The following is an 11,620-nucleotide window of genomic DNA, read 5'->3' on the forward strand; positions in this document are numbered from 1 at the left end:
ATAATAAGGAAGTTAAATGCAAAAAGTATCTTTTTTTAAATTGCCGTTAACAGGATGTTTAGTTTATTTTTTATTTAGCATATTTTTGAATATATCTTTTTTATATTGGCAACAAAATGCTTCAATTCCAAATAATTTGTTTTGGTATTTACTTTTTGATTCAAATTTTTTATTTCGATTTATTTTTGAAAAGAGTTTTATAGAAGCATTATGGGTTTTTGGTCTTTTAGCGATATTTTTTTATTCTTTCCGTATTCACATTGTTAATAAAGCTAATATAACTTTGCTAATTATTTTAATGTTGATTTATTCAATTGTTGCATCTTTCATTGCAATTAATACAGACGTTAAACCCCAAAATTATTACCTTTATTCAATATTATATAGTTTAGCATTTGCTATTATTCGTTATTCACTTGAAGCCTTGCTTTTGTATTATTTAATTGATTTTTCTAGAGTTTATTTTGTTAAAGATCAAAATGAATTTATTTGGACTAAAAAAAATTCCTCTAAAATTCACTTTATTCTTTTCTCTATTTTTAGTTGCTTTATATTGATTAAAGGTTTTATCCTTCTTTTTCAACCTCTTTTAGATAAATTTGATGTTTCTAATTTTTTTACTACTATTTATCTGAGTGCCTTATTATTGGGTCTTGTATTGAGTAAACGATGGTTCCATATTTTTTCTGATAAAGTTCTATATATAAAACTTTTTAAAAGTGTATCAATATCAAATATTTTAATTTTAGCCGTTGTTTATATTACCTTTACCATTATTTATAACAATCCAACCAAATACTATATTGATTCGTTTGGTACAATATTTAACCATATTAATAAATTATTTTTAGTATTATTGATTGTTTTATTGATTTCTCTAATTCTTAATAAAATAACTAAATATTATTTCGGTATGACAAATTTTAAAAAGAGTCAAAACGAATCGAATTAATTATTTAATTTAGTTTTCAAAAAATCACAGATTTCAATTTGTGATTTTAATTGTCTTATTTCAGGCAGTAATACCGATGCTTCTGGATAATGCTGTTTTAAATAAGCTAACCATTGTTTAATTCGAGCAGAATGATAAAGTGGCTTTACATCGTCAATAGCCGTCATCGCATAACTAAGTAGTATTTTTATGACTTCTTGCCAGATTAATGATGAATGTTTATAACGAATTTTATTAGCTAAATTAGGAATATTTAGTATCCCACGGCCAAGCATGATGTCATTTGTTTGGCTATGTTTTATGCAGTTGTAGGCATCTTCAATAGAAAAAATTTCGCCATTAGCAATAACTGGAATGGTTAGTTTTTGTTTTATCTTTCCAATTGTTGACCAATCAATTTTATCAGCTTTATATCCATCTATTTTTGTTCTACCATGAATGACAATTTCATTTGCTCCTGCATTTTCAATTGCTTTTGCAATTTCGTAACAGCGGGATTTATCTTCCCATCCTAATCGAATTTTAACTGATAATACGGGATTAGAACCTATTGCTGTTCTAACTTGATTCACAATGTTATATATCTGATTCGGATATTGTAATAAATAAGCACCACCATGGTTGCCTACTACTGTTTTAGCCGGACAGCCAAAATTAATATCTACACCATAAGAGCCTAACTCGATAGCTTTAACGGCATTTTCTGCTATCCATTCTGGTGATTGTCCCAGTAGCTGAATACGTACAGGCGTTCCTGATATTGTTTTGCCATCATTATGAAGTTCTGGGCATAGTCGGAAGAAAGTTCGATTAGATAATTTATGGTTGGTCACTCTTACAAATTCAGTTACACAATAATCAAACTTATTAATTTCAGTTAATATTTCTCGAACATGATAATCAAGCACTCCCTCCATTGGTGCTAAAATAATTCGATTTATTTGCATTTTATGGCCTGTGTAGTATGTTGATTTCCACAAATAATACAATTACTTTGTTTAGCAAATGTAACTTGGTTAAACTCCATCGTCATGCCATCAACCATCAATACTCTCCCAACTAGAGGTTTCCCATACTTGGTAAGTACTTTGATGGACTCTAGTGCTTGAATTGAACCAAACATACCGACTAATGGCGCCATTATGCCTGTTTCAATACAAGTAAGCTGGTTTTGACCAAATAATTGACTTAAGCAATGATAACATGGTTGATCATCTTCATAATTAAATACAGTCAGTAAACCTTCCATTCGAATTGCAGCTCCTGAAACTAAAGGTTTTTTTTCTTGAAAACAGCAACGATTAATTTGTTCACGACTCGTTAAATTATCAGTGCAATCAATGACGATATCATGCTGTTTGATTACTGTCATTAATTCATTATCAACCAGCTTCTGATTAATGGTGTCAATAATCATATTTGGATTGATTTGGCTTAATTTTTGCTTAGCTATATCAACCTTATATTGATTTATGGATTTTGGCGTGTATAAAATTTGTCGATTCAAATTTGATTCGGATATGGTATCAAAATCAATTAAAGTCACTTTGCCTATGCCAGATGCAGCTAAATAGAGGGATGCAGCACAACCTAACCCGCCTAATCCAATAATTAAAACTGTACTGTTTTTTAAAACTTGCTGATTATCAATATCAAAACCATGCAAAGCTATTTGCCTGTCATAACGAAACAATTCTTGGTCGGTAAGCGTTAACATATGAAGTTATAAAGGTTGATGATGAAGTGGATAGTATAACAAAAACTTGGCACAAGATTGTGCCAAGTTTTTAACTTTATTTGTCAAAACCCGATAGGAATTTTAAATATTCTTCCTTAGACATTAACGGTTTGTAATTCGCCATTAATGTTTCGGCTGGTTTCGCATCATCATAGAGCAAGTCAATAATGGTACAAGCCATCATTTGAGCAGGGCGAATATAGGCCATATCTTCATCAAATACGGTATAGTCTTTTCCATGTAAAATACCTCTAACCGAACCAATCCAAGGGTGACTTACTGGCATAATATGAGATAGGTCGCCAGTATCTGTACTTCCAGTCATATGTGGTGCGATTGAAACGTTTTCTTCACCAATTAAATTTTCAGCATTTTGCTTTAAAAGGTCATTAAGTGTTGGGTTATTATGTAATGGCAGGTAGCCTGGTAAATCTTTAATTTCACAAGTTGCACCAACAGCCATTGCACCAGCTTTTAATGCTTGATTGATTCTTTCATTCGCATCAATCATTGCAGGAACATTACCTGCTCGTACATAGCTTTCCATTCTTACATCGCTTGGTACAACATTTACTAAGTCACCACCTTGGGTAATAATTGGATGGAAGCGAATATAATCTTTTTCTTGAAAGGTTTCGCGAATAGCATGAACACCCATCATCCCCATCATAGCTGCATTTAAAGCATTTACGCCAGCATGAGGGGCTGCTGCCGCATGAGCTGCCTCTCCCTTATACTTAATTAATTTTCCGATAAAACCATTACTTGTGGTTGAGATTTCAATAAAACCATCCTGACGTTCATTTGGGACGCTTGTTAAATGTATTTGTAATGCCATATCAACATCATCAAAATCACCTCGTGAAATCAATTCTGGTTTTCCGCCAATGTATTTGATTTTGCCTTCTTCAATTAATCGGTTTCGATAGGTAATTTCAACATATTCTTCTGCAGGGACAGCAAATGGTACCACATCCCCGGCTAAAAATTGCATTGCACCTGAGTCAATTAGCCCCATAGTGACAGCCATCATATTAGCGATTTGCGCATTATGTCCACAACAGTGAGCCGCTCCTGAAGTTTCGTCTGCGGCAGGGTGGTCGGCACAAATAATTGCATCGAGCTCGCCAATAATGGCAATGCTATATTTACTTCCTTTCCCACCTTTTAATCGACCTTTAACACCAGTTAAGGCTAATTTATTTTTAAATGGAACACCTAATTTCTCTAAAGCGTCTTCTACTTTTTTAGCTGTTTTATGTTCTTTGTAACCAAGTTCAGGCTCTGACCAAATTGCTTCAGCAATCGACTTGATATCTGCTTTTCGATTTGCAATTGCATCGCAGACTTTTTTCTTTAGTTCTTCTTTAGTCATAAATAAAATCCTTATCCAAATTAGATAACGCCTTCCCAATGTAAAGTTATTTGAGCAATTAGGGCAGCAAAAATAAACGTACCAGAAAAAACAGCTAAAGATACGGGAATGATACGCCAAGATATATTTTTAAATAGCGCAAGATCTTTACCAATCGCTAGTCCCGCATAAGCAAGTACTGGTGTACAAACAGCAAGTAATGAGACTTGATCTGTAATTGCAACCACTTCTTGATGATATGGGAATATCGGTGCTGATACAATAGCAGCAACAACGGATACCCATAGAATTACAGGAAGTTTATTTAATACAGGTAATTTACTTATTAATAATCCTGCAATAGAAATGACAACTAACACAGCTAATGCTTGAAGCGATAGCATAAAATCAATTTTATATCCTACAGTGTTACCTGCTGCCATAATAACGGCTACTAAAATAAGTACAAAAATTGTTTCTAAAATTTTCATATTCGATTCCTTATTTATTGCGACGAAGGCGAGCTAAAGTGTTATACATGAAAGAAGCGAAAGGCAAAGAAAATAGTGTATAAATATATATGCCTACAATACCAGACATTAAGTTCGCTGTTGTTGCATAAGCATTGATATTTTCTGATAAGTCAGGATATAAATCACTTATCGGTGCCAATGAAGCAGCCATCATGCTCCCACTACCTACTCCAGCTCCCATTGCTAAAGCATAAGGGTGAAGAATATTCAATTGTGCTATTATGCTTGCAAGGATACTCATCCAAATTGCACCATAAAGAGTCCCACATACATACATAGCCATAACACCTCGTCCTTCAGGTGAATCTAGCCCATATTTATCTGCAACAATAGCTATATTAGGTTCGCGAGCAACAGAGTAGGTTGCACCAACTGCCTCTCTTTTCATACCTAATAACATAGCTAATGGTAATCCTAGTAAAATTGTTCCTGCGAAATGGCCTAATTCTTGAAAAATTAGGGCTAACTTGGCATCGTTTAAAATCATGTCAATTTTAGGACCTACAGCTACACCAAGCTTTGCAATAAGTAATATTAATGTAACCATCATCACTAAACTGGCATGCTGCATATTTTTATTAGTTAATATTTTTAGCTTTGGTAGGCTGATTACACCGCCGAAGATCATTGCATATAACATTGGATAAACGGCGATAATCCATATTGATTGTTTACCGATTAGTTCGCAAATAATTACTACTAACAGTGCAATTATATGCAATTTATAGTCTCGTAAAACTTCCATTCCTGCTCCTTATTTTAATTTTTATCTATATTTTATATTACGGTTGCCCCTAAAGTGTTTTGAAAGTGTTTTAAAGCCCATTGATGTCCGATTGGATCAAAGCTAGCAACTGCATTTTGATGAATAATCAATTTGTAGCCTAAATTATAGGCATCAATCGCTGTGTGTAATATGCAAATATCTGTGCAGACACCAACTAAATGGATTTCAGTAATATGTCTTTCGCGTAAGCGTAGATCGAGATCCGTACCACAAAATGCCGAGTAGTGTCGTTTATTCATCCAATAAATATTATCTGAATTCTGATGTTTTTGATAAAGAGGATGTAAATTACCAAATAACTGTTGCCCAAAAGTTCCAATAATATTGTGAGGGGGAAAGAGTTTATTTTCTGGATGATATTTATCCGAAGGGTCATGAGAATCAATTGCAAAAACGATAAATTGATTATTTTGGATGAATGATTTAGTTAAATTTAATATTTCTGACTCAATTTGTTGCCCAGCAGAACCTGTAGTCAAAGCGCCATCGTCAGCGATGAAATCATTAGTATAGTCAATTGAAATTAAAGCTTTCATATCATATGAGTAATATCCAAATAATACTAAAGCTTAGTAATAAATATCTGATAAGACAAGCTCTTAAATAAATCATTTTAAAAGCTTATCAAGATAAAACGATTTTATATTTATTATCTAATTGAATTTAAAATAGTTTGTAAAAAAATGTATAAAGTAAAATTATTATAATAAATCGAGTATAAATAAATTAAATAGTGATTATTTTCAAACATAGTCTTTATACCCTGATAAATTGCTCTATAATAATTATTATTTTTGACAACTGTACACAGGATATTTTTAATGAGAACAATTTATTGCGGACAGCTAAACGCAAGTTATATTAATCAAGAAGTCACACTATGTGGATGGGTCAATAAACGCCGAGATTTAGGTGGGATGATTTTTATTGATATGCGTGATCGTGAAGGAATTGTGCAAGTTTTTTTTGATCCTGATTATCAACAAGCATATCAATTAGCTGGCGAATTACGTAATGAATTTTGTATTCAAATTAAAGGAAAAGTAAGAGCACGACCAGAGGGCCAAATTAATAAAGATATGGTAACTGGTGAGGTTGAAATACTGGCGACTGAGCTTGTGATTTTTAATCGTAGTGATGTTTTACCGCTTGATTTCAACCAAAATAATAGTGAAGAACAGCGTTTAAAATACCGCTATATAGATTTACGCCGTCCAGAAATGGCGACTATATTTAAAACTCGCGCAAAAATTACGGCATTTGTCCGTTCATTTATGAATGAGCATGGTTTTTTAGATATCGAAACACCAATGTTAACCAAAGCAACACCAGAAGGTGCTCGAGATTATCTTGTTCCAAGTCGAGTTCATAATGGTGAGTTTTATGCGCTTCCTCAATCTCCACAACTGTTTAAACAGTTACTGATGATGTCTGGATTTGATCGTTATTATCAAATTGTTAAATGTTTTCGTGATGAAGATTTACGAGCCGATCGCCAACCAGAATTTACACAAATAGATGTTGAAACCTCGTTTATGACAGCTGAACAAGTGCGCGAAATCATGGAAAAAATGATACGTGAACTTTGGTTGCATGTTAAAAATGTTGATTTAGGCAAATTCCCAATTATGACTTTTGCTGAGGCAATGCGTCGTTATGGGAGTGATAAACCTGATTTACGTAATCCGCTTGAAATTATTGATGTGGCGGATTTGGTTAAAGATATCGATTTTAAAGTATTTTCAACACCAGCAAATGATCCTAAAGGAAGAGTGGCTTTATTATGCGTTCCAAATGGAGCCGAACTAACACGTAAACAATTAGATGATTATACGCAATTTATCTCAGTTTATGGTGCTAAAGGTATGGCTTGGATCAAAGTTAATGATCGTAGTAAAGGCCTTGAAGGTGTGCAAAGCCCAGTAGCTAAATTTTTTAATGAACCTCAAATGGAAGCATTACTTAATCGTGCCAATGCTAAAGATGGTGATATTTTATTATTTGGTGCGGATAGTTATAAAGTAGTGAGTGATGCATTAGGTGCATTGCGTTTGAAAGTTGGTAAAGATTTAGGTATTACCGATGAGAGTAAGTGGGCGGTACTTTGGGTTGTTGATTTCCCTATGTTTGAGGAAACTGACGAAGGCTTAAGTGCAATGCATCATCCATTTACATCACCAAAAGATTTTACCCCAGAGCAATTAATTAGCAATCCTGAAAATGCAGTAGCTAATGCATATGATATGGTAATCAATGGTTATGAAGTTGGCGGTGGTTCTGTACGTATTCATCGCAGTGAAATGCAGCAGGCTGTCTTTTCTATTTTAGGAATTGATGAACATGATCAGCGTGAAAAGTTCGGCTTTTTACTTGATGCATTAAAATATGGTACGCCACCTCATGCGGGTTTAGCATTTGGCCTAGATAGATTAACTATGCTGTTAACTGGAACAGATAATATTCGAGATGTTATTGCCTTCCCGAAAACGACAGCAGCAACATGTTTATTAACTGATGCGCCTAGTCCTGCAAATCCTACAGCTTTAATGGAATTAGGTATAGAAGTGAGCAAAAAATAGCGATATTTATATGCAAAAATATAAGAACCCTGAGTCAGTATTAGTTGTTATTTATTGTAAACGGACTTTGCGTGTTCTTATGTTGCAACGTAAGGATGATCCTAATTTTTGGCAATCAGTTACAGGTAGTATGGAAGATAATGAATTACCTAGAGATACGGCAATTCGTGAAGTTTTTGAAGAAACCGGTATAGATATTAGCGAAGAAAATCTTAAATTAATTGATGCAAAACATACGGTTGAGTTTGAAATTTTTCCTCAGTTTAGATATCGGTACGCACCAGAAGTAAAGATAAATAAAGAACATTGGTTTTATTTAGCTCTTAATGATGAAATAACGCCATTGCTTACTGAACATTTATCTTATCAATGGTTAACTATAAATAGTGCAGCCAATCTTACTATATCGCCAAATAATTGTGAGGCTATTAGTAAAATTGGCTCAATTGATAAAAATTAATACAAGAGATCCAAAATGAAACTTAGCCATTATGTTATTTCGTTATTCAGCTTGTTTTTTGTAATATCTATCAGTCATGCAGAAATAAATATAAAAAAATGCAAAGTAACTAAAGAAGAAGCTTTAATTTTTGATGAATATGATTCACAAATTGCTGAAAAAATTATTGATTACAAGTTACATAATCAACCTGAAAAAAGAGAAAATAGCATTATTAAAATTTTTACAAATGAAAATAGTGAAGATCGTAATTATTGGTTAGCATCGATACAAACTGATGATAAATCAGAATTTTATCTATTTTATCAAGTTGATAAAAACGAACTTATTGAAGTTGACCAAAAACAATTTGAAGCATTATTACCTAAAATCGTTGAATGTAATCAAACAAAACAACTTCCCATATATAGTGAGAACTTTGATGAAGATTAGTTAATCTTCATCAATTAGTATTTTAATAGCGAGAGTTAAAAGGAGTAATAATGTCGTTGTCTAATTTTCGTGATTTTTTAGATTACTTTGAGCAGCAAGGTGAATTAAAACGCATTACTTATCCAATTAACCCTTATCTTGAAATGACCGAGATAGCTGATAGAGTTTTACGCTCTCAGGGACCAGCTCTATTATTTGAAAACCCAATTGGCTATGACATTCCTGTACTTTGCAATCTTTTTGGAACAGCTAAACGAGTTGCTATGGCAATGGGGCGAGAAAAGACTACAGAATTAAGAGAAATTGGTGAATTACTAGCTTTTTTGCGAGAACCAGAGCCACCCAAAGGTATTCGACAATTTTTTAATATATTACCTAAATATAAACAAGTTCTAAATATGCCGGTAAAACGGCGTTCCTCAGCGCCTTGTCAGGAATTAATATTTAAAAATGATGAGGTCGATTTAACTCAATTGCCTATTATGCATTGTTGGCCAGATGATGTAGCTCCACTTGTAACTTGGGGACTAACTATAACTAAAGGACCACATAAAGATCGTCAAAATGTAGGTGTTTACCGATTACAGCTACTAGGTAAAAATAAATTAATCATGCGTTGGTTGTCACATCGAGGTGGGGCACTTGATTTTGCTGAATGGCAACAATCTTATCCAAATGAAAAATTTCCTATTAGTGTAGCTATTGGGGCTGATCCTGCAACAATATTAAGTGCAGTAACACCAGTACCAGATACCTTATCAGAATATGCTTTTGCTGGATTATTGCGTAATAGCCGAACAGAAGTGGTCAAATCATTATCAAATGAGTTAGAAGTTCCTGCAACCGCCGAAATTATTTTAGAAGGTTATATTGATCCCCATGAGCAAGCTGTTGAAGGTCCTTATGGTGACCATACTGGTTATTACAATGAAGTAGAAAAATTTGCTGTCTTTACAGTTACACATTTAACCAGACGTAAAGATGCAATTTATCATTCTACATATACGGGTAGACCTCCAGATGAGCCGGCTGTAATGGGATTAGCATTAAATGAAGTATTTATCCCGATATTACAGAAACAATTTCCTGAAATTGTTGATTTTTATCTACCTCCTGAAGGTTGCTCTTATCGTATTGCCATTGTGACAATCAAAAAACAATACCCGGGACATGCTAAAAGAGTGATGATGGGTGTATGGTCTTATTTAAGACAATTTATGTATACTAAATTTATTATTGTTTGTGATGACGATATTAATGCTAGAGATTGGAAAGATGTTATGTGGGCTATTTCGACAAGAATGGATCCACATCGAGATACAACATTTGTTGATAATACGCCAATTGATTATCTGGATTTTGCTTCACCTATTTCCGGTTTAGGTTCTAAAATGGGACTTGATGCAACTAACAAGTGGCCTGGTGAAACTAATCGTGAGTGGGGTAAAATTATTACTAAAGATGCTAAAGTAGTCGCTCATATTGATGAAATTTGGGACAAACTTGGATTGTGATAGCTTTTGTTAAATAATTAATTATATTTTTTATAATGAGTCCGATTAAGCGATTTAATAATATTTACAATATTTGAATAACTTTAACTTTCAATTAAATAATAAAAAAAAGTATATTTAAAAAAACAAAACTATTCCCCTTTTAATCAATTATGTATAATTATTGCTAATATTATGACATTTAAAAAATTATGAAAAAACTTCAAATTATATTGGCTTTGGTGTTATCTATCTTTTGTGGAGCAGTTGCAAGCGAAGCTAAAACACAATCGGATACTGAGTTAAAAGTAAGTGACCCTAGTTCATTAATTCCTTCGTTGCTAATTGCTGCTGAAAAGGGTGATATGCAATCACAATATACGCTAGGAACAATTTATAAGCAGGGTTTAGGGGTTGAGGTTAATGATCTAAAGGCTTTTTTCTGGTTTAAGAAAGCCGCTGATCAAGGTTTAGCTAAAGCTCAAAATAATTTAGCTTATATGTACCAAAATGGTTTAGGGACTAAAGCTAATTTATCTGAGGCATTCAAATTGTTTAAATTGGCTGCCGATCAAAATTATGCTTTAGCTAAATATAATTTAGCTTTGATGTATAAAAATGGTGAAGGCGTAGAAAAAAAAACGTCTACCGCAATTGATTATTTTACCCAAGCTGGCGATCAAGGTATTTATGATGCTTATTTAAATTTAGGCATTATGTACTTTGCGGGTGATGGCGTTGATAAAGATCGTCTGGTAGCGGCTGATTGGTTCAGTAAAGCCGCAAAAGATAACAATCCAGAAGCACACTACTATTTAGGATTAATGTCCCAAACTGGTGACGGTTTAACTCAGGATAATGTTGCTGCCCTTTATTTTTATACTCAAGCTGCCGAACGCGGTTATGTACTAGCAATGTACAATTTAGGCATTATGTATGCAACCGGAACAGGAACAAGACCAGATAACACTCAAGCCGCATATTGGTTTACTCAAGCTGCTGAAGGTGGTAACGCTGATGCACAATATAATATAGCGGTTATGTATGATGTTGGCGGGGGTGTTCCTAAAGATGAACAAAAAGCAATAGATTGGTATACCAAAGCAGCCAAGCAAGGAAGTGTTGATGCGCAATATAATTTAGGTATTAAATATCTAGAAGGTGAAGGCGTTAAACAAAATAATAACCTAGCAGTTTATTGGTTTACTAAAGCTAGTGAGCAAGGGGATACCGACGCTAAGGCTTATTTAGAAGAGATAGCTAAAAAAAATAAAAAGGGCGAATAAGCCCTT

General features: G+C 33.5%; 12 protein-coding genes. 6 read left to right on the forward strand and 6 right to left on the reverse strand.

The window, feature by feature from the left end:
- Positions 1 to 16 precede the first annotated feature (16 nt).
- The gene (locus tag J3U09_RS05170) at positions 17 to 952 is read left to right on the forward strand and encodes a hypothetical protein (RefSeq protein WP_267357391.1); all 936 of its coding nucleotides are present in this window, start codon (positions 17 to 19) and stop codon (positions 950 to 952) included.
- Here the strand turns inward: J3U09_RS05170 and dusC are convergent.
- The 6 genes from dusC to J3U09_RS05200 form a co-directional block, all read right to left on the reverse strand.
- On the reverse strand, positions 949 to 1,899 hold the full coding sequence (gene dusC, locus J3U09_RS05175) for a tRNA dihydrouridine(16) synthase DusC (protein WP_267357393.1): 951 nt from the start codon (positions 1,897 to 1,899) through the stop codon (positions 949 to 951). The genes J3U09_RS05170 and dusC overlap by 4 nt on opposite strands.
- Positions 1,890 to 2,669: a molybdopterin-synthase adenylyltransferase MoeB gene (locus J3U09_RS05180; protein WP_267357395.1), complete on the reverse strand. Its 780-nt coding sequence runs from the start codon at positions 2,667 to 2,669 to the stop codon at positions 1,890 to 1,892. Before J3U09_RS05180 ends, dusC begins: the two co-directional genes overlap by 10 nt.
- 76 nt (positions 2,670 to 2,745) lie before the next feature.
- The gene (locus J3U09_RS05185) at positions 2,746 to 4,065 is read right to left on the reverse strand and encodes an amidohydrolase (RefSeq protein ID WP_065562435.1); all 1,320 of its coding nucleotides are present in this window, start codon (positions 4,063 to 4,065) and stop codon (positions 2,746 to 2,748) included.
- Between the two features lie 20 nt (positions 4,066 to 4,085).
- Positions 4,086 to 4,535, reverse strand: a complete 450-nt coding sequence (locus tag J3U09_RS05190) for a hypothetical protein (RefSeq protein WP_065562434.1) — start codon at positions 4,533 to 4,535, stop codon at positions 4,086 to 4,088.
- A gap of 10 nt (positions 4,536 to 4,545) precedes the next feature.
- Positions 4,546 to 5,322, reverse strand: coding sequence for a DUF3100 domain-containing protein (locus tag J3U09_RS05195; protein ID WP_065562433.1), 777 nt, complete (start codon positions 5,320 to 5,322; stop codon positions 4,546 to 4,548).
- 32 nt (positions 5,323 to 5,354) lie between these two features.
- A complete protein-coding gene (locus J3U09_RS05200; protein ID WP_267329996.1) occupies positions 5,355 to 5,900 on the reverse strand; it encodes a cysteine hydrolase family protein in 546 nt (181 codons plus the stop codon).
- Between the two features lie 285 nt (positions 5,901 to 6,185).
- On the opposite strand from J3U09_RS05200, the gene aspS reads away from it, so the two are divergent.
- The 5 genes from aspS to J3U09_RS05225 all read left to right on the forward strand — a co-directional run bounded on the left by aspS (position 6,186) and on the right by J3U09_RS05225 (position 11,614).
- Positions 6,186 to 7,943: an aspartate--tRNA ligase gene (gene aspS / locus J3U09_RS05205; RefSeq protein ID WP_065735170.1), complete on the forward strand. Its 1,758-nt coding sequence runs from the start codon at positions 6,186 to 6,188 to the stop codon at positions 7,941 to 7,943.
- Positions 7,944 to 7,953: 10 nt separating this feature from the next.
- Entirely contained in the window at positions 7,954 to 8,403 is a 450-nt protein-coding gene (gene nudB / locus J3U09_RS05210) for a dihydroneopterin triphosphate diphosphatase (protein WP_267329998.1), read from the forward strand.
- Positions 8,404 to 8,418: 15 nt separating this feature from the next.
- A complete protein-coding gene (locus J3U09_RS05215; RefSeq protein ID WP_267357397.1) occupies positions 8,419 to 8,835 on the forward strand; it encodes a hypothetical protein in 417 nt (138 codons plus the stop codon).
- Positions 8,836 to 8,885: 50 nt separating this feature from the next.
- Entirely contained in the window at positions 8,886 to 10,349 is a 1,464-nt protein-coding gene (gene ubiD / locus J3U09_RS05220) for a 4-hydroxy-3-polyprenylbenzoate decarboxylase (RefSeq protein ID WP_267357399.1), read from the forward strand.
- 191 nt (positions 10,350 to 10,540) lie between these two features.
- Positions 10,541 to 11,614 (forward strand): tetratricopeptide repeat protein, encoded by a 1,074-nt coding sequence (locus J3U09_RS05225; protein ID WP_267357401.1) that lies wholly within the window; start codon positions 10,541 to 10,543, stop codon positions 11,612 to 11,614.
- The last annotated feature ends 6 nt before the right edge of the window (positions 11,615 to 11,620 follow it).

Origin of the sequence: Gilliamella sp. B2889, assembly GCF_026536885.1 — a bacterium.
GTDB classification, from domain to species: Bacteria; Pseudomonadota; Gammaproteobacteria; order Enterobacterales; family Orbaceae; genus Gilliamella; species Gilliamella apicola_E.

What these genes read in the sequence shown, in the direction of transcription:
- J3U09_RS05170 (WP_267357391.1), top strand. Translation starts at nt 17, where the DNA reads ATGCAAAAAGTATCTTTTTTTAAATTGCCGTTAACAGGATGTTTAGTT.
- dusC (WP_267357393.1), bottom strand. Translation starts at nt 1,899, where the DNA reads ATGCAAATAAATCGAATTATTTTAGCACCAATGGAGGGAGTGCTTGAT.
- J3U09_RS05180 (WP_267357395.1), bottom strand. Translation starts at nt 2,669, where the DNA reads ATGTTAACGCTTACCGACCAAGAATTGTTTCGTTATGACAGGCAAATA.
- J3U09_RS05185 (WP_065562435.1), bottom strand. Translation starts at nt 4,065, where the DNA reads ATGACTAAAGAAGAACTAAAGAAAAAAGTCTGCGATGCAATTGCAAAT.
- J3U09_RS05190 (WP_065562434.1), bottom strand. Translation starts at nt 4,535, where the DNA reads ATGAAAATTTTAGAAACAATTTTTGTACTTATTTTAGTAGCCGTTATT.
- J3U09_RS05195 (WP_065562433.1), bottom strand. Translation starts at nt 5,322, where the DNA reads ATGGAAGTTTTACGAGACTATAAATTGCATATAATTGCACTGTTAGTA.
- J3U09_RS05200 (WP_267329996.1), bottom strand. Translation starts at nt 5,900, where the DNA reads ATGAAAGCTTTAATTTCAATTGACTATACTAATGATTTCATCGCTGAC.
- aspS (WP_065735170.1), top strand. Translation starts at nt 6,186, where the DNA reads ATGAGAACAATTTATTGCGGACAGCTAAACGCAAGTTATATTAATCAA.
- nudB (WP_267329998.1), top strand. Translation starts at nt 7,954, where the DNA reads ATGCAAAAATATAAGAACCCTGAGTCAGTATTAGTTGTTATTTATTGT.
- J3U09_RS05215 (WP_267357397.1), top strand. Translation starts at nt 8,419, where the DNA reads ATGAAACTTAGCCATTATGTTATTTCGTTATTCAGCTTGTTTTTTGTA.
- ubiD (WP_267357399.1), top strand. Translation starts at nt 8,886, where the DNA reads ATGTCGTTGTCTAATTTTCGTGATTTTTTAGATTACTTTGAGCAGCAA.
- J3U09_RS05225 (WP_267357401.1), top strand. Translation starts at nt 10,541, where the DNA reads ATGAAAAAACTTCAAATTATATTGGCTTTGGTGTTATCTATCTTTTGT.